The organism is Pseudomonas sp. AC172 (assembly GCF_979258595.1).
Genome location: NZ_OZ409868.1, coordinates 4,660,036 through 4,681,819 on the forward strand (window position 1 = coordinate 4,660,036; position 21,784 = coordinate 4,681,819).

22 protein-coding genes are annotated in these 21,784 nt (G+C 58.4%); 10 read left to right on the top strand and 12 right to left on the bottom strand.

All coding sequences use genetic code 11. The annotated features are described in order from the left end of the window. Positions 1 to 155: 155 nt before the first annotated feature. On the bottom strand, positions 156 to 1,355 hold the full coding sequence (gene tyrS, locus ACZ0A4_RS21115) for a tyrosine--tRNA ligase (protein ID WP_463576250.1): 1,200 nt from the start codon (positions 1,353 to 1,355) through the stop codon (positions 156 to 158). Between the two features lie 212 nt (positions 1,356 to 1,567). Between tyrS and ACZ0A4_RS21120 the strand changes: the two genes are divergently transcribed. Both ACZ0A4_RS21120 and ACZ0A4_RS21125 read left to right on the top strand, forming a co-directional pair. Beyond that, complete coding sequence (locus ACZ0A4_RS21120) at positions 1,568 to 2,992, top strand: peptidoglycan DD-metalloendopeptidase family protein (RefSeq protein WP_463576251.1); 1,425 nt, start codon at positions 1,568 to 1,570, stop codon at positions 2,990 to 2,992. A gap of 3 nt (positions 2,993 to 2,995) precedes the next feature. After that, positions 2,996 to 4,087, top strand: a complete 1,092-nt coding sequence (locus ACZ0A4_RS21125) for an anhydro-N-acetylmuramic acid kinase (RefSeq protein WP_463576252.1) — start codon at positions 2,996 to 2,998, stop codon at positions 4,085 to 4,087. Positions 4,088 to 4,160: 73 nt separating this feature from the next. Here ACZ0A4_RS21125 and erpA read toward each other — a convergent pair whose 3' ends face one another. After that, entirely contained in the window at positions 4,161 to 4,511 is a 351-nt protein-coding gene (gene erpA / locus ACZ0A4_RS21130; protein ID WP_008077999.1) for an iron-sulfur cluster insertion protein ErpA, read from the bottom strand. A 168-nt stretch (positions 4,512 to 4,679) separates the two neighbouring features. Continuing rightward, positions 4,680 to 5,714, bottom strand: coding sequence for an N-acetyl-gamma-glutamyl-phosphate reductase (gene argC / locus ACZ0A4_RS21135; RefSeq protein WP_016983465.1), 1,035 nt, complete (start codon positions 5,712 to 5,714; stop codon positions 4,680 to 4,682). A gap of 133 nt (positions 5,715 to 5,847) precedes the next feature. Here argC and hemJ point away from each other — a divergent pair, with 133 nt between their 5' ends. From hemJ to coq7, 6 genes are all read left to right on the top strand, one after another. Beyond that, the gene (gene hemJ / locus ACZ0A4_RS21140) at positions 5,848 to 6,276 is read left to right on the top strand and encodes a protoporphyrinogen oxidase HemJ (RefSeq protein ID WP_141129718.1); all 429 of its coding nucleotides are present in this window, start codon (positions 5,848 to 5,850) and stop codon (positions 6,274 to 6,276) included. 33 nt (positions 6,277 to 6,309) lie between these two features. After that, a complete protein-coding gene (locus ACZ0A4_RS21145) occupies positions 6,310 to 7,278 on the top strand; it encodes an NAD(P)H-dependent flavin oxidoreductase (protein ID WP_137217343.1) in 969 nt (322 codons plus the stop codon). A gap of 78 nt (positions 7,279 to 7,356) precedes the next feature. After that, the gene (locus ACZ0A4_RS21150; protein ID WP_463576253.1) at positions 7,357 to 8,307 is read left to right on the top strand and encodes a DUF805 domain-containing protein; all 951 of its coding nucleotides are present in this window, start codon (positions 7,357 to 7,359) and stop codon (positions 8,305 to 8,307) included. 61 nt (positions 8,308 to 8,368) lie between these two features. Continuing rightward, positions 8,369 to 9,157, top strand: a complete 789-nt coding sequence (locus tag ACZ0A4_RS21155) for an SDR family NAD(P)-dependent oxidoreductase (protein ID WP_463576254.1) — start codon at positions 8,369 to 8,371, stop codon at positions 9,155 to 9,157. An 81-nt stretch (positions 9,158 to 9,238) separates the two neighbouring features. Continuing rightward, positions 9,239 to 9,577 (top strand): histidine triad nucleotide-binding protein, encoded by a 339-nt coding sequence (locus ACZ0A4_RS21160; RefSeq protein WP_003228789.1) that lies wholly within the window; start codon positions 9,239 to 9,241, stop codon positions 9,575 to 9,577. A 192-nt stretch (positions 9,578 to 9,769) separates the two neighbouring features. Next, complete coding sequence (gene coq7, locus ACZ0A4_RS21165; protein WP_034155106.1) at positions 9,770 to 10,417, top strand: 2-polyprenyl-3-methyl-6-methoxy-1,4-benzoquinone monooxygenase; 648 nt, start codon at positions 9,770 to 9,772, stop codon at positions 10,415 to 10,417. A 119-nt stretch (positions 10,418 to 10,536) separates the two neighbouring features. Here the strand turns inward: coq7 and speD are convergent, their stop codons facing one another. Next, positions 10,537 to 11,331, bottom strand: a complete 795-nt coding sequence (gene speD / locus ACZ0A4_RS21170; RefSeq protein WP_016983471.1) for an adenosylmethionine decarboxylase — start codon at positions 11,329 to 11,331, stop codon at positions 10,537 to 10,539. 237 nt (positions 11,332 to 11,568) lie between these two features. Then, a complete protein-coding gene (locus ACZ0A4_RS21175; protein ID WP_003228794.1) occupies positions 11,569 to 11,991 on the bottom strand; it encodes an OsmC family protein in 423 nt (140 codons plus the stop codon). 237 nt (positions 11,992 to 12,228) lie between these two features. Here ACZ0A4_RS21175 and crp point away from each other — a divergent pair, with 237 nt between their 5' ends. Next, positions 12,229 to 12,873, top strand: a complete 645-nt coding sequence (gene crp, locus ACZ0A4_RS21180) for a cAMP-activated global transcriptional regulator CRP (RefSeq protein ID WP_008088598.1) — start codon at positions 12,229 to 12,231, stop codon at positions 12,871 to 12,873. 9 nt (positions 12,874 to 12,882) lie between these two features. Here the strand turns inward: crp and ACZ0A4_RS21185 are convergent, their stop codons facing one another. From ACZ0A4_RS21185 to ACZ0A4_RS21200, 4 genes are all read right to left on the bottom strand, one after another. Beyond that, a complete protein-coding gene (locus ACZ0A4_RS21185) occupies positions 12,883 to 13,584 on the bottom strand; it encodes a lipoate--protein ligase family protein (protein WP_463576255.1) in 702 nt (233 codons plus the stop codon). A 125-nt stretch (positions 13,585 to 13,709) separates the two neighbouring features. Next, the gene (gene trpC, locus ACZ0A4_RS21190) at positions 13,710 to 14,546 is read right to left on the bottom strand and encodes an indole-3-glycerol phosphate synthase TrpC (RefSeq protein ID WP_463576256.1); all 837 of its coding nucleotides are present in this window, start codon (positions 14,544 to 14,546) and stop codon (positions 13,710 to 13,712) included. Beyond that, a complete protein-coding gene (trpD, locus tag ACZ0A4_RS21195; protein ID WP_463576257.1) occupies positions 14,543 to 15,592 on the bottom strand; it encodes an anthranilate phosphoribosyltransferase in 1,050 nt (349 codons plus the stop codon). Before trpD ends, trpC begins: the two co-directional genes overlap by 4 nt. 9 nt (positions 15,593 to 15,601) lie before the next feature. Further along, positions 15,602 to 16,195, bottom strand: a complete 594-nt coding sequence (locus tag ACZ0A4_RS21200; protein ID WP_095050324.1) for an aminodeoxychorismate/anthranilate synthase component II — start codon at positions 16,193 to 16,195, stop codon at positions 15,602 to 15,604. A 408-nt stretch (positions 16,196 to 16,603) separates the two neighbouring features. Here ACZ0A4_RS21200 and estP point away from each other — a divergent pair, with 408 nt between their 5' ends. After that, positions 16,604 to 18,511, top strand: a complete 1,908-nt coding sequence (gene estP / locus ACZ0A4_RS21205; protein WP_463576258.1) for an esterase EstP — start codon at positions 16,604 to 16,606, stop codon at positions 18,509 to 18,511. 169 nt (positions 18,512 to 18,680) lie between these two features. On the opposite strand, the gene trpE is transcribed toward estP, so the two are convergent. From trpE to rpe, 3 genes are all read right to left on the bottom strand, one after another. Continuing rightward, a complete protein-coding gene (gene trpE / locus ACZ0A4_RS21210; RefSeq protein WP_463576259.1) occupies positions 18,681 to 20,159 on the bottom strand; it encodes an anthranilate synthase component I in 1,479 nt (492 codons plus the stop codon). 71 nt (positions 20,160 to 20,230) lie between these two features. Continuing rightward, positions 20,231 to 21,049 (bottom strand): phosphoglycolate phosphatase, encoded by an 819-nt coding sequence (locus tag ACZ0A4_RS21215; RefSeq protein WP_463576260.1) that lies wholly within the window; start codon positions 21,047 to 21,049, stop codon positions 20,231 to 20,233. Then, entirely contained in the window at positions 21,046 to 21,720 is a 675-nt protein-coding gene (rpe, locus tag ACZ0A4_RS21220) for a ribulose-phosphate 3-epimerase (RefSeq protein ID WP_007918813.1), read from the bottom strand. Before rpe ends, ACZ0A4_RS21215 begins: the two co-directional genes overlap by 4 nt. Positions 21,721 to 21,784: the final 64 nt, after the last annotated feature.

Sequence of the window (21,784 nt, forward strand, 5' to 3'; positions counted from 1 at the left end):
TTTTTCAACTTCCTTTTGGCTTCGATGAACTGAAGCGCCCCACTGTCGAAACCTACATAACTCTTTGAATCTCAAGGAGTTTTCCGTTTCGACTGCGCCGGAAGTGGGGCGAATTATAGACATCTGAAATTCGCCGTCAACACCTATTTTCAGTTTTACTCGGATTTCAGCGTAATACGTGCAAACGCCTTCTTGCCAGCCTGGCAAACGTGGGTAGCGCCCAGTACGTATATAAAGGAACGATCAACCACCTCACCATCAACGCGCACGCCACCGGATGCCAACAGGTCGCGCGCCGCCGCCGAGTTCTTCACCAGACCCGCCTTATTAAGGACAGCTGCAATCGGCATGTCTTCAGCGGAAGCCAGCTCGATCTCTGGCAGGTCATCGGGCAGCTCGCCGTCTTTCATGCGATTGCCCGCAGCGCGATGAGCATTGGCCGCAGCCTCCTCACCATGGAAGCGCGCAACGATCTCTTCGGCCAGCTTGATTTTGACGTCACGTGGATTGGCACCCGCTTCTACATCAGCACGCAGCGCATTGATCTCATCCATCGAGCGGAAGCTCAGCAGCTCGAAGTAACGCCACATCAACGCATCCGGAGTCGAAACCAGCTTGCTGTACATAACGCCCGGTGCTTCCTGAATGCCGACATAGTTGCCCAACGACTTGGACATCTTCTTCACGCCATCCAGACCTTCAAGCAGCGGCATCGTCAGAATGCACTGAGCCTCTTGACCATAACCACGCTGTAGCTCACGCCCCATCAGCAAATTGAACTTCTGATCGGTGCCGCCCAACTCGACATCAGCGCGCAGTGCAACCGAGTCATATCCCTGAACCAGCGGATAGAGGAATTCGTGGATAGCGATTGGCTGATTGGTGGTGTAGCGCTTATCGAAGTCATCACGCTCAAGCATGCGCGCAACGGTGTACTGCGAAGTCAGACGAATGAAGTCCGCCGGCCCCATCTGATCCATCCAGGTGGAGTTGAACGCCACTTCGGTTTTCGCCGGATCAAGAATCTTGAACACCTGAGTCTTGTAGGTCTCAGCGTTTTCCAAAACCTGCTCGCGAGTCAGCGGAGGACGCGTGGCGCTCTTGCCGCTCGGATCGCCAATCATCCCGGTGAAGTCACCTATAAGGAAGATGACTTGATGCCCCAGTTCCTGGAACTGACGCAGCTTATTAATAAGCACGGTATGACCCAGATGCAGATCCGGAGCGGTTGGATCAAAACCAGCCTTGATACGCAGCGGCTGGCCGCGCTTGAGCTTCTCGATCAGCTCGGACTCGACCAATAGTTCTTCCGCACCACGTTTAATCAGCGCTAGCTGCTCTTCAACCGACTTCATAACAGACCCGCAAGGCTCAGATTCAAAGGGAACCAACCATACAAGATCGCGCACCAATTACAAGTTTTGCCCGGCGCACGGACACCAATCCACAGACGTGGTGTCTGTAGACTTGCTTCAGAGATGATTTGGTTATATTTTATACAGTTATTTCATCTTCATCATGTCATTCATCTTTTCCAATTCATCATTTTTCAAAGTCAAAATTACTTATGACCACAGAACCGTCTAAAGCGCCTCCGCTTTACCCGAAGACCCACCTGCTCGCCGCAAGTGGAATCGCTGCCCTTCTCAGCCTGGCGCTACTGGTATTCCCTTCCAGTGATGTTGAAGCCAAAAAGACGACCCTGAGCCTTGAACTGGAAAGTCCTGCTGAACAACTGACACAAGATCAAGACGCTGCTGATGCCGCTCAAGCCACAAATGAGCCAGTAGCCTCACCGTTTGCCCAGATCGAAAACGCGGACGAAAACACCCCCGAAACGGCTGAAGCCGCGCCGACACCTGCTCTGGTTGCTGAAAAACCAAAAGCTCCCGGTCATCGCGAAGTCATCGTCTCGAAGGGCGATACGCTGTCTACCCTTTTCGAAAAGGTCGGTCTCCCGGCCGCTGCCGTGCATGAAGTATTGGCCAGCGACAAACAAGCCAAGCAGTTCAGCCAACTGAAGCACGGCCAGAAGCTCGAATTCGAACTCAATCCTGAAGGCCAGTTGACCAGCCTGCACAGCAAGGTCAGTGACGTCGAAACCATCACCCTGACCAAGAACGACAAGGGTTATGCGTTCAACCGGGTAACGGCCAAACCTACGGTCCGCACGGCTTATGTACACGGCGTAATCAACAGTTCGCTGTCGCAGTCCGCCGCCCGCGCAGGCCTCTCTCACAGCCTGACCATGGATATGGCCAGCGTTTTCGGCTACGACGTCGACTTCGCTCAGGACATCCGCCAAGGCGACGAATTCGATGTGATCTACGAGCAGAAAGTGGTTAACGGCAAAGCAGTCGGCAATGGTCCTATCCTCTCCGCCCGCTTCACCAATCGCGGCAAGACGTACACCGCCGTGCGTTACACCAATAAACAAGGCAACAGCAGCTACTACACCGCTGACGGTAACAGCATGCGAAAGGCGTTCATCCGTACACCAGTGGACTTCGCCCGCATCAGCTCGAAATTCTCCATGGGCCGCAAACACCCGATCCTCAACAAAATCCGCGCCCACAAAGGCGTTGATTACGCTGCGCCACGCGGCACGCCAATCAAGGCTGCCGGTGACGGTAAAGTGCTGCTCGCCGGGCGTCGTGGTGGCTACGGCAACACCGTGATCATCCAGCACGGCAATACCTACCGCACGCTGTATGGCCACATGCAAGGCTTTGCCAAGGGCGTGAAGACTGGCGGTACCGTGAAACAGGGCCAGGTGATTGGTTACATCGGCACCACCGGGCTGTCCACCGGGCCGCACTTGCACTATGAGTTCCAGGTCAACGGTGTTCACGTCGACCCGCTGGGCCAAAAGCTGCCAATGGCTGATCCGATTGCCAAGGCCGAGCGCGCTCGCTTCCTCGCACAGAGCCAACCGCTGATGGCGCGCATGGATCAAGAGAAGGCCACCATGCTGGCTTCGAGCAAGCGTTAAGTCATGGCTCTTTATATCGGTGTGATGTCCGGAACCAGTCTCGACGGTCTGGACATTGCTCTGATCGAACAGACCTCGGCGATCAAACTGATCGCCACGCACTACATTCCCATGCCTGAATCCCTGCGCGCCGAGCTGCTTGGCTTGTGCGCCAGCGGCCCTGACGAAATCGCCCGATCGGCGATTGCCCAGCAACACTGGGTGAAGCTCGCCGCGCAGGGTATTCATACTCTCCTCGACCGACAGCAACTCAAACCTGAAGCCATTCGTGCGATCGGCAGCCACGGCCAGACCATTCGCCACGAACCGGCGCGCGGCTTTACTGTGCAAATCGGCAACCCTGCCCTGCTCACCGAATTGACTGGCATTACCGTGGTCAGCGACTTCCGCAGCCGCGATGTCGCTGCCGGCGGCCAAGGCGCTCCTCTGGTTCCGGCCTTCCATGAAGCTTTGTTCGAAGAGCGTACCGGTAATCAGGCAGTACTGAATGTCGGCGGTTTCAGCAATCTGAGTCTGATAGAGCCGACCAAGCCTGTAGCCGGTTTCGACTGTGGCCCTGGGAATGTGCTGATGGACGCCTGGATTCAGCAGCAGCGCGGCGAAAACTACGACCGCAATGGCGACTGGGCGAAATCAGGCGCTATTGAGCCAACCCTGTTGCAGTCACTGCTCAGCGATCCGTTCTTCGTCACCAAAGGACCAAAAAGCACCGGCCGCGAAGTGTTCAACCTGCCATGGCTGGAACAACACCTTTCACGCCTGCCAACCTTTGCTGCTGAGAATGTGCAGGCCACGTTGCTTGAACTGACCGCATTGACCATCATCGAGTCGCTGCAAAGCGCTCAATCCGACACTCAGGAACTCCTGGTCTGCGGCGGCGGCGCACACAACGCTACACTGATGAAGCGTCTGGCCGACCTGCTGCCAAACGCAACAGTCGCAAGCACTGCCACTCATGGCGTTGATCCGGACTGGGTTGAAGCCATGGCCTTCGCCTGGCTCGCCCATTGCTGCCTCGAAGGCATCGCCGCCAACCGCCCAAGCGTTACCGGCGCACGCGGCCTTCGGGTACTCGGCGCCATCTACCCGGCCTGATTAAATCGCACACAGCAAAACGCCGCAGAATCGTAAGGCTCTGCGGCGTTTTGTTATCTGAAGCGCGGCGCGATCAGATCGAGAACGAAGACCCGCAACCACACGTCGTGGTGGCGTTCGGGTTCTTGATCACGAAGCGCGAACCTTCCAGACCTTCCTGGTAGTCCACCTCAGCACCGGCCAGGTACTGGAAGCTCATCGGATCCACCACCAGACTCACGCCTTCGCGCTCGACGATGGTGTCGTCCTCGGCCACATCCTCATCGAAGGTGAAACCGTACTGAAACCCTGAACAACCGCCGCCCGTAACGAATACGCGCAGCTTCAAGCGATCATTCCCCTCTTCATCGACCAGGCTCTTCACCTTGTGCGCGGCACCGTGGGTGAATTGCAAAGCCGTGGGGGTGAAGGATTCGACGCTCATGCTGACTATCTCCCGGCGTTACGCCGCCATAATGCGTGATGACGCGCATTATCCGCTTCTCCGAGAAAATCGGTCAACTATTGTTACGGTATATCAATAAAGCCGACGAGCTGTTCACAATGCGAAAAGGCCCGTCTAACGGGCCTTTTTGCTATGCAGCTTAAAGTGTTACGGCAGCATACCCGCGTGGGACAGACCGAAGCGCTCGTCCAGCCCGAACAGGATGTTCATGTTCTGTACCGCCTGGCCCGACGCGCCCTTGACCAGATTGTCGATCACCGACAGCACCACCACCAGATCGCCATCCTGCGGACGGTGAACGGCGATACGGCAAACGTTGGCGCCGCGCACGCTACGGGTTTCCGGATGGCTGCCGGCCGGCATCACGTCGACGAACGGTTCGTTGGCATAACGCTTCTCGAACAACGCTTGCAGATCCACTGAGCGATCAACCACCGTCGCGTAGAGCGTGGAATGTATGCCACGGATCATCGGGGTCAGGTGCGGAACGAAGGTCAGACCAACGTCCTTACCCGCTGCACGACGCAGCCCCTGACGAATTTCCGGCAGGTGGCGGTGACCTTTCACCGCATAGGCCTTCATGCTTTCCGACGTTTCGGAGTACAACGAACCTACAGCCGCACCACGACCGGCACCGCTGACACCGGATTTGCAATCGGCGATCAGGCGCGAAGCATCGGCCAGACCGGCTTCAAGCAGCGGCAGGAAACCCAGCTGCGTTGCAGTTGGATAGCAACCCGGCACCGCAATCAGACGGGCCTTCTTGATCTGCTCGCGATTGACTTCCGGCAGACCGTAAACCGCTTCATCCAGCAGTTCAGGTGCGCCGTGCGGCTGACCGTACCATTTGGCCCACTCTTCAGCGTCTTGTAGGCGGAAGTCCGCCGACAGATCGATCACCTTGGTGCCCGCTGCCAGCAATTCGCCCGCCAATGCGTGCGCGACACCGTGCGGCGTGGCGAAGAACACCACGTCGCAAGCCCCGAGGGTCTTGATGTCCGGCACGCTGAAGGCCAGGCCGTCGTAGTGGCCGCGCAGGTTCGGGTACATGTCAGCCACGGCCAGACCGGCCTCGGATCGGGAAGTGATGACAACCACTTCTGCCTGCGGATGCTGCGCCAACAGACGCAGCAGTTCGACACCGGTGTAACCCGTGCCGCCGACGATACCGACCTTGACCATAACCTGCCCTCAAAGAACCCACTGGAAAGCCGTCGATAATAGGGGCCGCGCGCGCCTGCGACAACCGTCAAGGTGACGCGCGGACGCTCAAGCCTCTACTATCCGGCTTACCGTGAACCTGGAATAACTAAAAATGCTCTATCTATGGATCAAAGCTTTTCACATTGTCAGCATCGTTTGCTGGTTTGCCGGGCTGTTCTACTTGCCGCGTCTGTTCGTGTATCACGCGCAAAGCGAAGACACGCTCAGCAAAGAACGCTTCAGCATCATGGAACGCAAGCTGTATCGCGGCATCATGGGCCCGGCGATGATCGCGACACTGATCTTCGGTGGCTGGTTGATCTATCTAAACCCGAGCATCTTCAGCATGGGTGGCTGGATTCACGCCAAACTGACCCTCGTCGTCTTGCTGATCGGCTACCACCACATGTGCGGCGCTCAAGTAAAACGTTTTGCCCGTGGCGAAAACACCCGCAGCCATGTCTTTTATCGCTGGTTCAATGAAGTGCCGGTTCTGATATTGCTGGCTATCGTAATTCTGGTCGTGGTCAAGCCGTTCTAACTTCAACAACTACAGTTCTTTGGGGTATCCATAATGTCGCTGCCCGCTTTGCTCGAACAACGCCTGCGTCTGCCTGTAGTAGCAGCGCCGATGTTTCTGATTTCCAACCCTGAGCTGGTGCTCGCCTGCTGCCGCAATGGCGTGGTCGGCAGTTTTCCAGCCTTGAACCAGCGCGAAAGCAGCGGGTTCAAAGCCTGGCTGGAACAGATCGAAGCGGGTCTGGCGACACTGGACAACCCGGCGCCGTATGCGGTGAACCTGATCGTGCACAACAGCAACCCGCGCTTGCAGGCGGATCTGAATATCTGCGTCGAGCACAAAGTGCCGATCGTCATCACCAGCCTCGGCGCGGTAAAGGAGTTGGTCGACGCGGTGCACAGCTATGGCGGCCTGGTGTTCCATGACGTCACCACTCGCCGACATGCAGAGAAAGCGGCCGAGGCGGGTGTCGACGGTTTGATCGCCGTAGCGGCCGGCGCCGGGGGGCATGCCGGAACCTGGAGTCCGTTTGCGCTGATCGCCGAGATCCGCCAGTTCTTCGATAAAACCCTGCTGCTTGCAGGATGTCTTAACCACGGTCATGAGATTCTCGCCGCGCAGCTGCTCGGCGCGGATTTGGCCTACTTCGGTACGCGATTTATCGGCACTACAGAAAGTCATGCGCCCGACGCCTACAAGGAGATGCTGCTGACAGCCAAGGCGTCCGACATCATCCATACTCCAGCAGTCTCGGGAGTGCCTGCGAGCTTTATGCGCCAGAGCCTGGAGGCGGCCGGTTTCGATATGGCCGCTCTGCAAGGCAAAGGCGAAGTGAATTTCGGTGACAAGCTCAAGCCGATCAGCGATGAAGCCAAAGCCTGGAAAACCGTGTGGTCGGCCGGCCAGGGCGTAGGGCAGATCGATGACCTGCCGAGTGTGGATCAATTGATCGCACGGCTGGATGCCGAGTATCGCCAGGCACAGGAACGCGCAGCCCAGCTACCACAACGCTGGCCACGCTAAGAAAAATCAGGCCAGCCCCAGCGGACTGGCCTTACACTGCTGAACTTTTGATTTTTTCGCGACAAGGATGCCTCGGCCATGAGCGAACCCCGTTACAAGATCGTGTTCGACGGTGCTCTACAGCCCGGTGTCGATATCACCACAGCCAAACTCAATCTGGCGGATCTGTTCAAAAGCGATGTGGCCGCCATTGAACGGCTTTTCAATGGCAGCGTCGTCGCACTCAAGCGCGATCTCTCCCACAGTGATGCTCAAACGTACCTGCAGGCACTTAACAAAACCGGGATCGCAGCGCGGATCGAAACGGAAACAGCCATCGAGCTGAATCTGGCCGATGTTCATGAGCATGTTCCGGTTGTCGCGGAACCTGACTCGCCTTACGCGCCACCTCGTGCCAGCGTCGGCGAGAGTCTGCCGGCGTTCGCCACGCTCAAGCCGTTCAGCGTCGAAGGCCGAATCGGGCGCTTGCGTTTTCTCGCGTGGACAATGGTCCTGAGCCTGGTGACCTTGCCCATTGTCGGCGTGTTCGCCCTGCTGGCTTTGGGGCTGGTCGCGGGCGACTCCACCACCGGCCTGATCATCGGCGGGATCTTCGCGTTCTTCCTGTTTATCGCTTTCCTGATTGTCAGCATTCTGTTCAGCGTTCAGCGGCTGCACGACATCGGTTGGTCGGGCTGGCTCTGGCTACTGAACCTGGTGCCATTCGTGGGCAGCTTCTTCCCGCTCGTGATCATGGTCGTACCGGGCAATACCGGCGCCAATCGCTATGGCCCTCCTCCGCCGCCCAACAGTACCGCCGTGAAAGTGCTGTGCTCCCTGTGGATCGTGTTCTTCGCGCTGGTGTTCGCCGGCGGCATGCTCGGCGGAATTTCCGCCATCCAGCAGGAATACGAAAGCAATCTGGAAAGCAGCTACGAAAGTGGCTCGGTGACCACTGATGAAGTCGAAGTAGAGGTCGAAGCGCCTGCGGATTCCGCCGACGAGGCAGCCGAAGCGGCGCAGGCCCCTGTAGACTCTGCGAAAGAATGAACAGCGCTCCCCGCCGTGACACCCGCGTCGCCGGCGCGGAGCTGTTGCGATGGAGAATTGCATGACCCGTTACGCACTGATCACCGGCGCCTCCAGCGGCATCGGCCTGGCGATGGCCGAAGCACTGGCCCGGCGTGGCCGCAGCCTGATACTGGTGGCAAGACAGCGTGATCAGCTGGAAAGTATTGCAATAGAGCTGACTCAACGCTTTGGCGTAGAAGTGCTGTTCCGCGCCTGCGATCTGGGCGAGCCATTGCGTCTGTCCGGCTTCCTGCTGGAACTGGAAGAAGGTGACCGGCAGATCGACTTGCTGGTCAATTGCGCCGGCATCGGCACCTGCGGCCCGTTTCTCGCGCAGGACTGGATGACCGAGCAGGATCTGATCGAAGTGAACATCCTCGCCCTCACCCGTCTCTGCCACGCCATTGGCAACAGCATGGCGTTGCAGGGTGGCGGGCAGATTCTCAATGTCGCCTCGGTGGCCGCGTTCAATCCCGGCCCATGGATGAGCACTTACTACGCCAGCAAGGCGTATGTGCTGCACTTCTCCGAAGCCTTGCGAGTTGAGCTAAAACAGAGTGCTGTGAAGGTTTCGGTGCTCTGCCCCGGCCCGACACGCACGGCATTTTTCCGTACGGCGCAACTGAACAGCGACAAACTCAAAGACAGCAAATTGCTGATGAGCCCCGAGGAAGTCGCGCTGTACACCGTGCGCGCCCTCGATAATAACCGGGCGATCATCATTCCGGGACGCCGCAACCGCTGGTTCGCCTTTTTGCCGCGACTCGGTTCGCGCTGGCTTAATCGCACCATTGTCGGCATGGTCAACAAGGCTTACTGCCCGCGCTGAAATGCCCTACAGGTAAAACACTGGGCGGGATAAGCCGCCCTGCGTACACTCAGACCAGCCCAAACAACGGAGAAAACAGCAGTGGATACTCTGTTCACCAAGATCATCAACCGGGAAATCCCGGCCAAGATCATTTACGAGGACGACCAGGTTCTGGCGTTCCACGACATCGCCCCTCAGGCACCGGTGCATTTCCTGGTGATCCCGAAAAAACCGGTGCGCACCCTCAATGACCTGACCGAAGACGACAAGGCTTTGGCCGGGCATATCCTCTTCACTGCGCAGCGTCTGGCGCTGGAACTGGGCTGCGAGGAAGGTTTCCGCGTGGTGATGAACTGCAATGAGAAGGGTGGGCAAACTGTCTACCACATTCATATGCACGTACTCGGTCAACGCCAGATGAACTGGCCACCGGGTTGAGCCAAGCCCCCTGTGGGAGCGAGCCTGCTCGCGAAGACGTCGGCACGCTCAACATTTCAGTGCCTGACACCACTCTTTCGCGAGCAGGCTCGCTCCCACAAAAAAGCATGACCGCGCAGCAAATGACCCAGCGCAAACCTTCCCCGGCCGATTCGGTTAAACTGGCCGCCGAGATTCTTCCCGGAGGTCAGCATGACTACCCAACGTCACTACTCGCCGATTGACCGTCTTCTGCTGCAAGCCGATGCCGCGATGCGTACCCTGCTGCCCTTCAGTGGCCAGCCGTACCGTCCGTCGCCGGCGATTCTGCAACCGGAAACGCAAATGAGCGACGAGGACACCCGCCACGTTGCCGGTCTGATGCGCATCAACCATACCGGTGAAGTCTGCGCCCAGGCGCTGTATCAGGGGCAGGCGTTGACTGCCAAGCTACCTCAGGTACGCGAGGCCATGGAGCACGCTGCCGAAGAAGAAATTGATCATCTGGTTTGGTGCGAGCAACGCATTCACCAGTTGGGCAGCCATACCAGCGTTTTGAATCCGCTGTTTTACGGGATGTCGTTCGGGATTGGCGCGGTGGCCGGATTGATCAGCGACAAGGTCAGCCTCGGGTTTGTCGCGGCGACCGAGCATCAGGTGTGCAAGCATCTGAACGAGCATCTGGAACAGTTGCCGGCCGAGGACGAAAAGTCCCGGGCGATTCTCGAGCAGATGCGCATTGATGAGGAACATCATGCGGAGAGTGCGCTGGAGGCTGGGGGGTTTCGTTTTCCGGCACCGGTGAAGTTCGGGATGAGTATTCTGGCTAAGGTGATGACCAAGAGTACTTATCGGATTTGAGAGTTGTATTGCCAGAAAGGGCCCCATCGCTGGCAAGCCAGCTCCCACAGGGGTCTTTGTTTCAGGCATGAAAAAGGCGACCGTCGTGAGACAGTCGCCTTTTTTTGTACCCGGGAATCTTAGGTCGGCATATTGCGCGCGTAGAAGATTTCGAGCATTTCGTGTTTCACCCGATCGGTCACCTGAGCACGCTGCTCGGGGGACAGGTTGCTGGTGGCGTCGCCGAACAGGTAGTTATCCAGTTCGAAGTTCTTCAGCAGCATTTTGGTGTGGAACAGGTTTTCCTGGTACACGTTCACGTCGGTCATCTGATACGCGTCGCGAGTGTCTTCGGAGAGGTAGTTCTGGATCGAATTGATCTCGTGGTCGATGAAGTGCTTGTTGCCTTCAACGTCACGAGTGAAGCCACGCACACGATAATCCACAGTCACGATGTCCGAATCGAACTGGTGAATGAGGAAATTGAGCGCTTTCAGCGGTGAGATGACACCACAAGTCGACACGTCGATGTCCACACGGAACGTTGCAATACCGTCGTCCGGATGGATTTCCGGGTAGGTGTGCACCGTGATGTGGCTCTTGTCGAGGTGGGCCAGGATAATTTCGGGCAACGGGCCCGGCGATTCTTCGATCTGGCTTTCAGTCGGGGTTACCGGCTCTTCAGAAATCAGAATCGTGACGCTGGCGCCCTGAGGTTCATAGTCCTGACTGGCAATGTTCAGGATGTTGGCACCAATGATCTCGACAACTTCTGTGAGAATCTGCGTCAGGCGTTTCGCGTTGTACTCTTGATTGATGTACTCGACGTAAGCCTGCTGGTCTTGCGGGGTTTCCGCGTAGCAGATGTCATAGATGTTGAAGCTCAAGGTCTTTGTCAGGTTATTGAACCCGTGGAGCTTGAGTTTGCTTTTCACCGTTAAAAACTCTCTATGTATGCGGCGCAGCCGCGTGATCAAGCATGCCCGTCAAGTGCGAACAACGCACCTGCGTAGGACGGTTAACACCTCTTCGCGATGGCGATTTTGGTTATCTGTTCAGGCGGCTGACCCATCGATTGACCGATCACTGCCCTGAAAAAAGTGGCGCATTATGCAGACGTCAGCGGGGGATCGCCAGAGTCTGCACTGCTTTTATGATAGTTGAATGTCGGTTCAACCGAGTTCGACGATTTCGTAGTCGTGGGTGATTGCGACGCCGGCCGCGCCGAGCATGATCGAGGCCGAGCAATACTTCTCGGCGGACAACTCGATGGCGCGCTTGACCTGGGCTTCTTTCAAGCCACGGCCCTTGACCACAAAGTGCATATGAATCTTGGTGAACACCTTCGGATCTTCGGTCGCGCGCTCTGCTTCAAGGAAGGCTTCGCAGCTTTCAACAGCCTGGCGGGACTTCTTCAGAATGCTGACCACGTCGAAATTGCTGCAACCGCCAACGCCCAGCAGGAGCATTTCCATCGGGCGAACACCCAGATTACGACCACCGGCGTCCGGTGGACCGTCCATCACCACGACATGACCGCTGCCGGATTCGCCGAGGAACATGGCTTCGCCAGCCCATTGGATGCGTGCCTTCATCGCCAAGACTCCACTGTAGAAAAAAGGGTCGCCAGCTTAGCACAGCGTCCCGGCCTGACAGCGAGCGCAGATCCTAGGACGGATGCCTTCGCGACGTAGGTAATTTCTCGAATTTTCGACGAAGTGTCTGTTAAGCTGGCGCCAATTCGCTGGCGCCCATGTCAGCTGTGCAGCGACCGCCTTCAGCGCCTCATAAAAAAATCAAACATCACCGTGCAGTCTTTTCGGGATACAACCATGGTTGCTATTACCCCCACACCCAAAATCAAGAATCTCGACAAGCTGTTGATGCATTGCCAGCGCCGTCGCCATGCGGCCAAGAGCAACATCATCTGTGCCGGCGATCGCTCGGACACGCTGTACTTCATCATCAAAGGCTCGGTCACGATCCTGATCGAGGATGACGATGGTCGCGAGATGATCATCGCTTACCTCAACGCTGGAGATTTCTTTGGTGAGCTGGGCCTGTTCGAGCAAGCGGGTCAAGAACAGGAACGCAGCGCCTGGGTGCGCGCCAAGGTCGAATGCGAAACGGCGGAAATCAGCTACGCCAAGTTCCGCGAGTTGTCGCAGCAGGACCCAGACATTCTTTACGTGCTCAGCGGACAAATCGCACAACGTCTGCGCAATACCACGCGCAAGGTTGGCGATCTGGCGTTCTTCGATGTCACCGGTCGAGTTGCGCGTTGTCTGCTGGAACTGTGCAAACAACCCGATGCGATGACCCACCCTGACGGTATGCAGATCAAGGTGACCCGTCAGGAAATCGGCCGGATTGTCGGTTGCTCGCGGGAGATGGTCGGTCGCGTGCTCAAGGATCTTGAGGAACGCAACCTGGTCGATGTGAAAGGCAAGACCATGGTGGTCTTCGGTACGCGCTAAGCCCGAATATCAGGCGCTGTACATCTGCGCCAGCATCAGACGAAACAGCTCATCGAGACGCGCCAAAGCCTGTGGCGCGTTGAATTTCTCATGCAGGGCGATGTGGCTTTGCGCCCTCACCCGCTGCTCCAGGCCACACGCTTCGTTGAAGCGATTGACCGCGGCGACCATCGATTCGCGCTCGTTATCCATCAGCATCGCACCGTGCACCAGACCGACCGGGCGCTGTCCGCCCTGACTCTGGCGCCAGCGCTGGGCGGTGCCGACCATTTTGCGGCCGTCGAGATTGACGTTGAAACGACCGTCGCAGAATGCTCCGTCGATTTCGCCTAACGATGATGTGCCACCCAATTCATCCAGTAACTGACAGATCGGATCGCAGAGACGGTGGTAGCCGGTTTCGATACGGTTCAGATCGCCTTCGCTGCGCGGTGGTGCGTAGACCAAAGCGATGTTGACGGTGGCGGCGGATTGCGGGACGGGCTCGCCGCCGGTTTCACGCAGCAGGACTGGCCAGCCGGCGGCAGCGGAGACTTCGCAGGCGTGGTCGAATGCGGGGAGACGATTGAGGCGGCGTGGCATAACCAGGGCGCGATCGCTGGGTTGCCAGAACAGCAGGCCGAATTCAGAGTCGCCGGCGCAGACCGAGGCCAGCAAATCCTGTTCGGCTTGCAGGCCGGCTTCGATGGTCAGGGGGGTGGGCAGCGACATTGAGGGCTCCGGCAGATCTGGAATCTTTAGGGATTTTGAGGGCCTCTTCGCGAGCAGGCTCGCTCCCACAGGGGAAGTGCATTCCAATGTGGGAGCGAGCCTGCTCGCGAATGAGGCCAACTCGGTCAGTCGAGGGTCGAACCGCTGATGGAAGTGCCACGCTCCGGGAAAAACAGACGCTGCAATTCAGTGCCAGGGTTCTCGGCGCGCATAAACGCTTCACCGACCAGGAACGAATACACGTCGCTGATTTCCATCAGCTCGACATCGGCACGGTTGAGAATGCCGCTCTCGGTGATCACCAGACGATCGCGCGGAATACGCGGCAACAGATCGAGCGTCACTTCGAGGCTGACGTCGAAGGTGTGCAGGTTACGGTTGTTGACACCGACCAAAGGCGTGTCGAGGGTTTTCAACGCGCGCTCCAGTTCATCGCCGTCGTGCACTTCAACCAACACATCGAGACCGACGCTTTTGGCGACAGCGGCCAGCTCGGCCATTTTCACGTCATCCAGGGCGGAAACGATCAACAGCACACAGTCGGCGCCCAGCGCACGGGCTTCGACGATCTGATACGGATCGATCATGAAGTCCTTGCGAATCACCGGCAGGCTGCACGCGGCACGGGCCTGTTGCAGATAAGCATCGGCGCCCTGGAAATAATCGATATCGGTCAGTACGGACAGACAGGTCGCCCCGCCCTTCTCGTAGCTTTTGGCGATGTCGGCCGGAACAAAGTTCTCGCGGATCACGCCTTTGCTCGGCGAAGCCTTTTTGATTTCGGCAATCACCGCAGGCTGTTTTTTCTTCGCCTGCGCCAGCAATGCCTGGGCAAAACCACGGGGTGCATCGGCCGCCTTGGCCAGACTTTCCAGCTCGCTCAGGCTGACGCGAGCGCTACGCTCGGCGACTTCCTGAACCTTGCGAGCCAGAATGTTTTCCAGAACCGTCGGTACACTCATCCCTCATTCTCCACTTTGAATACCGCGGTAAAGGCACCCAGCTCCTCGAGTTTTTCCCGAGCGAGACCGGTGTGCAGCGCGTCGTGCGCAAGCTCGACACCCTGTTTCAAACTGCTGGCCACGTCAGCGGCATACAGCGCAGCGCCAGCGTTAAGCACAATCATTTCGGCGGCTTTCTGGCCGTTTTCGGTTTTGCGCTTGCCGAGAGCATCGCGGATCAGCGCCAGCGATGCTTCCGGGCCATCGACCGACAGACCGTGCAGGCTCTGGCTCTTCATGCCCAGATCTTCGGGCTCGACCCAATATTCAGTGATTTCGTTGTTCTTCAGCTCGGCGACAAAGGTCGGTGCGGCGAGACTGAACTCGTCCAGGCCGTCCTTCGAGTGCACCACCAGCACATGCTTGCTGCCCAAACGCTGCAACACTTCAGCCAATGGCCGGCACAGTGCCTGAGTGAACACGCCCACTACCTGATGCTTCACACCGGCCGGATTCGTAAGCGGGCCGAGCATGTTGAACAGCGTACGCAGGCCGAGGTCGCGGCGTGGGCCGGCGGCATACTTCATGGCTTTGTGGTGGGTCTGGGCGAACATGAAACCGATGCCGACGTTGTCGATGCAACGGGCGACCTGCACCGGCGTCAGGTTCAGATAGATGCCGGCAGCTTCCAGCAGGTCGGCGCTGCCGCTCTTGCCCGAGACTGCGCGGTTGCCGTGCTTGGCCACGGTGCAACCGGCTGCCGCGACGACGAACGAAGAAGCCGTCGACACGTTGAAGATGTTTGCGCCATCACCGCCGGTGCCAACCACATCGACCACGCCGTCGAGGGTTTTCAGTTCGACTTGATCGGCCAGCTCACGCATCACCGACACGGCACCGACGATCTCGTCGATGCTCTCGCTCTTCATGCGCATGGCCATCATGAACGCGCCGATCTGCGCATCGGTGCATTGGCCAGTCATGATTTCGCGCATCACATCGCGCATTTCTTCGGTGCTGAGATCGAGGTGCTCGACGATACGGCTCAGGGCTGTCTTGATATTCATGGGAAGTCCTTAGCGCGTGCCGCCGGTTTGTTTGAGGAAGTTGGCAAACAGTTCATGGCCCTGCTCAGTCAGGATCGACTCGGGATGGAACTGTACGCCCTCAATGTTCAGGGTCTTGTGACGCAGGCCCATGATTTCGTCGACCGAACCGTCATCGTGCTGGGTCCATGCGGTCAGCTCCAGGCAATCGGGCAAAGTGTCGTGCTTGACGATCAGCGAGTGGTAACGGGTAACGGTCAGCGGATGATTCAGGCCAGCGAAAACGCCCTTGTCCTCATGGAATACCGGACTAGTCTTACCGTGCATCACTTGCCGGGCGCGCACTACGTCGCCGCCGAAGGCCTGGCCGATGGACTGGTGGCCGAGGCAGACGCCGAGGATTGGCAGTTTGCCGGCAAAGTGCTTGATGGCTTCGATGGAGATGCCGGCTTCGGTCGGCGTGCACGGACCAGGGGAAACCACGATGCGCTCAGGCTTGAGGGCTTCGATTTCGGCGATGGTCAGCTCGTCGTTGCGCACAACCTTGACTTCGGCACCCAGCTCGCCGAGGTACTGCACAACGTTGTAAGTAAAGGAGTCGTAGTTGTCGATCATCAGCAACATGGCGTGTCGAACCTCTTGAATTCTGATTTGAAAACAGCCTTCAGATCACTTGCCCGCAGGGCGCTGCACGATGTCGGACGCAGGAAGACGCGTCGGCACAGCGGCATTTCAAACAGGCAAGGAAGGCAAAGCGATACAGATCCGGCGGGGCCGGCAGAAAAGATTCAGGCGCGCCAACGCCAGCGGGCGTGTGCCTTGATGACTTGATCCAGGAGTTTGCTGGTGATCAACACGGGGAAGGTCTCGTTCATACGTTCCGGCACAGTAACTTAGCTGGGCGGAGCGTGCAATATGGCCGGGGCTGCGGGAGATAAAACCGGGGGAGGATTCGCGACCGATGGCAAAACGCCGGGAGTTTTTGGTACTGTCGTTTCGTTCACCTACAACAATAAATAAACGGACTTGCTCATGATCAAACAGACGTTGTTTGTACCGCTGGCTGGCTGCCTGCTCGCACTGGCTTTTGCTCAGGCCAATGCTGCACCCAATCCCTATTCGAGTTTTATTGTTTTCGGCGACAGCCTGAACGATGCCGGGACTTTTACCGACACTGGCGGCCCGGCCGGCGCCACTCAACGCTACACCAACCGGACGGGACCGGTGTATCTGGATGGCAGCGGTGAGCTGCGCTCGCTGAACTCCACGCAATTGCTCGGCAGGCGCCTGGGCTACACAGCGGATCAGACCGCTTCTTCCAGCTCGGCGGTGCGCGCCAACGAAGGTTTGCCGGACGGCAACAACTGGGCGGTAGGCGGTTATCGCACCGACCAGATCCTCGACTCGATCACCACGCAATCCGCCACCGGTGAACGCACCCGTGCCGGTTACCTGCCCTCGAACGGCTTCCGCGCCGACCCGAATGCACTGTATTACATCTCCGGCGGCGGTAACGACTTCCTGCAAGGCCGTATTCTCAGCCTGCCGCAAGCCAACGCCGCCGCGGATCGACTGGCCGACAGTGTGCAGACCCTGCAAACCGCCGGCGCCAAATACGTGATGGTCTGGCTGTTGCCTGACGTCGGCCTGACGCCCGCCATCAACGGTACGCCGCTGCAAGCCTTCAGCAGCCAACTCGCCACGCAGTTCAACAGCCAGTTGGTCACTCGTCTGCAAGGCATCAACGCCGAAATCATTCCGCTGAACATTCCGGTGCTGCTGTCGGAAGTGTTTGCCGACCCGGGACGCTTTGGCCTCGCGACCGATCAGAACCTGACCGCGACCTGCTTCAGTGGCAGCGGTTGCACCGCAAACGCTCGTTACGGGATCAACAGTGCAACGCCGGATCCGACCAAGCTGATTTACAACGACGGCGTGCACCCGACCGAAGCGGGGCAAAAGCTGATCTCCGACTATGCCTATTCCCTGCTCGCCGCACCGTGGGAACTGACGCTGCTACCGGAAATGGCCCACGCCACGCTGCGCGCGCATCAGGATGAACTGCGCAACCAATGGCAAGCGGACTGGGAAAACTGGCAAGCGGTCGGCCAATGGCGCGCCATTGTTTCGGCGGGTGGCCAGCATCTGGATGTCGACAGCCAGAGCAGCGGCGTCAGCGCCGATGGCAGCGGTTACAACCTCAACGTTGGCGGCAGCTATCGCTTGAATGAAGCCTGGCGCATCGGTGTGGCAGGCGGTTTCTACCGGCAGAATCTGGAAGCGGGCCATAACGACTCGGACTACAAACTCAACAGCTACATGGCCACTGCATTTGCCCAGTACCAGCAAAACCGCTGGTGGGCTGATGCGGCGTTGACCGGCGGCAAACTCGACTACGACAACCTCAAGCGCAAGTTCGATCTGGGCGTCAGCGAAGGGGCTGAAAAAGGCGACACCGACGGTAGCCTCTGGGCCTTCAGCGCCCGTGTCGGTTATGACATTGCCCAACCGGGCAGCGAGTGGCACCTGTCGCCATTCGTCAGCGCTGACTACGCCAGCGTCGATGTCGATGGTTATTCAGAGAAGAGCAACCGAGCTACTGCGCTGACCTTCGATGATCAGACTCGCGATTCGAAACGCCTGGGGTTGGGCTTGCAGGGCAAATACAACATCACCCCGCAAACGCAGGTGTTCGGCGAATATGCTCATGAGCGTGAGTACGAAGATGACGTGCAGAAGGTCAACATCGCGCTCAATACCTTGCCGGCGAATGACTTCAAACTTGAAGGCTATACGCCACAGAGTCATTTGAATCGCTTGAGTCTGGGCGTCAGCCACAAACTGACGGCTGATCTGGCGCTGCGCGGCGGGTATTCGTTGCGCAAGGATGATGATTTTACCCAGCAAGGCGTTAACGTCGGGGTTGTGTTGGACTTCTAAACCGCAGGCAAAAAAAAGCGGCGCCCTCACAGGCGCCGCTTTTTTATGGCCACACACAAATCGAATGTGGGAGCGAGCTTGCTCGCGAAGAGGGTGTATCAGTCGCCATTAATGTTGACTGACACACCGCTTTCGCGAGCAAGCTCGCTCCCACAGGGAAGATCCATGGTTAGTCCGGGGTTTGCTCGGCCAGCGCCACTGCGCGGAACATCGCGCGGCGTTTGTTCAGGGTCTCTTCCCATTCCAGCGCCGGCACCGAGTCGGCGACGATACCGCCACCGGCCTGCACGTGCAGTTCGCCGTTCTTGATCACTGCGGTGCGAATGGCAATCGCGGTGTCCATGTTGCCGTTCCAGGCAAAGTAACCGACCGCACCGCCGTAGACGCCACGCTTGACCGGCTCCAGTTCGTCGATGATTTCCATCGCGCGAATCTTCGGTGCGCCCGACAAAGTGCCAGCCGGCAGAATCGCCCGCAGTGCGTCCATCGCCGTCAGCCCTTCTTTCAACTGGCCGGTGACGTTGGAGACGATGTGCATCACGTTGGAATAACGCTCGATGACCATTTTCTCGGTGAGCTTCACCGAACCGATTTCCGAAACGCGACCGGTGTCGTTACGACCGAGGTCGATCAGCATCAAGTGCTCGGCGATCTCTTTGTCATCCGACAGCAGATCTTCTTCCAGCGCCAGATCCGCTTCTTCGGTCGCGCCACGAGGACGAGTGCCGGCAATCGGACGCACGGTGATCAGGTTGTCTTCAACGCGCACCAGCACTTCCGGCGAACTGCCAACAACGTGGAAGTCGCCGAAGTTGAAGAAGTACATGTACGGCGTTGGGTTGAAGCAACGCAGCGCGCGGTACAGATCAATTGGCGCCGCCTTGAAGTCGATCGACATGCGCTGCGACGGCACAACCTGCATGCAGTCACCGGCCAGGATGTATTCCTTGATGGTGCCGACGGCTTTTTCGTAATCGTCCTGAGTGAAACTCGAACGGAACACCGGATCAGCCGATTGCTGCTTGCTGAAGTCCAGGCCGCGGCGCGGCGTGATCGGCTGGCGCAGTTTTTCCAGCAGCGCCTGCAGTTGCGCCTGACCTTGTTCGAAGGCATCCGCCTGCGCAGGGTCGGCCAGCACGATTGCGTGCATCTTGCCGGCGAGGTTATCGAACACCACGACGGCGTCGGAAACCATCAACAGAATGTCCGGCACGCCCAGCGGATCCGGATTCGGGCACTTGCCCAAGCGCTTCTCGACATAACGCACGCAGTCGTAACCGAAGTAACCGACCAGACCACCGTTGAAACGCGGCAGACCGGCGATAGTCGGCACGTTGTAGCGCGCCTTGAAGGTTTCGACGAAGGCCAACGGGTCTTCGACGTCGTGGCTTTCGGTCTCGACGCCATCAACGGTGATACTCACGTGATGGTCGTGAACCCGCAGCACGGTGCGGCACGGCAGGCCGATGATCGAGTAACGGCCCCATTTCTCGCCACCCTGCACCGATTCGAGCAGGTAGGAGTTGGGCTGGTCGGCCAGTTTCAGGTAGATCGACAGCGGCGTGTCGAAGTCGGCCAGGGTTTCGCGGGCCAACGGAATGCGGTTGTAGCCGTCAGCGGCCAAGCGCAGGAATTCTTCGCGGATCATAAGGTGCCTCGTGGTGTGAGGGGCAAATCAGTCAGGTATGCAAACGCGCCGGCAAGCCGGCCAGGAACAAGTCAGGCGCGCCAACGCCAGCGGGCCAGGGCCTTGATGACTTTCATCCAGAGTTTGCGAGTGACCACCACGATGGCGTTTCCAGAAGGGGATTGAGAAGCGTCGGGCAACGTTATCTCAGCGGCCGTACCGAGGCAACCGGGAATTAACTTGCGCAGATCGTCGATCACCAGCGCCGGGGATTCCTCGGCAATCGGCCGGCCGTGGTTGTAGCCATAACTCAGCGCCACGCACTTGACCCCCGCCGCTTTCGCCGCCAGCACGTCACTGCGCGAGTCGCCGACGAACAATGATTGCGAGGCCGGGATATTGGCCATTTTCATCACGAAGAACAGCGCGGCTGGATCCGGTTTCTTCTGCGGCAAGGTATCGCCGCCGATGATCCACTTGAAGTAGCGGCCGATCTTCATCTGATCGAGCAGCGGCGCGACGAATCGCTCCGGCTTGTTGGTGATCAGCGCCATGGCCACGCCCTGCTTTTGCAGCCACTTGAGAGTATCGCGCACGCCGGGGTAAACCACGGTCAGCGCATGGCTGGCACCGTAGGCTTCCATGAACACTTCCAGCGCATGCTCGGCCTCGACGTCATCTACCGCCGAATGATCAATGCCACCGGCCAACGCGCGGCGCACCAATACCGGCGCGCCGTTGCCCACCCACTCGCGCACCGCTTCGACGCCCGCCGGTTGGCGGCCAAGTGAGAGCAGCATGTTGTCCACCGCGACTGCCAGGTCCGGAACCGAGTCGATCAGCGTGCCATCCAGATCGAACATCACCAGCCGTGGCAGTTTTCCCGGGAACAGCTGCTCAAACCCGCTCATGGGCGAGCCAGCGCCAGTTCGGAGCGCATCTTGTCGATGACTTCCTGATAGTTCGGCGCATTGAAGATTGCCGAGCCGGCGACAAACGTGTCAGCGCCAGCGGCCGCGATTTCGCGGATGTTGTTGACGTTGACGCCGCCGTCGATTTCCAGACGGATGTCGCGGCCCGAGGCATCAATGATCGCCCGCGCTTCGCGCAGTTTGTCGAGGGTGCCGGGAATGAATTTCTGCCCGCCGAAGCCCGGGTTGACGCTCATCAGCAAGACCATGTCGACCTTGTCGATCACGTACTTGAGCACGTCCAGCGGGGTCGCCGGGTTGAACACCAGACCGGATTTGCAGCCGCCTTCACGGATCAGTTGCAGCGAACGATCAACGTGCAGCGTGGCTTCCGGGTGGAAGGTGATGTAGGTGGCGCCGGCCTCAATGAAGTCGCCAACGATGCGATCCACCGGGCTGACCATCAAGTGCGCGTCGATCGGCGCGGTCACGCCATACTTGCGCAACGCCGCGCAAACCATCGGACCGATGGTCAGGTTGGGTACGTAGTGGTTGTCCATGACGTCGAAGTGGACGAAGTCGGCGCCAGCGGCGAGAACATTGTCCACTTCCTCGCCGAGGCGGGCGAAGTCGGCGGAGAGAATCGACGGAGCAATTACGAAGGGCTGCATGACGCACCTTTTCTGAGCTAAATCACGATGGCGCGCATTGTATACCTCAAGTTTCCAAGCGCGC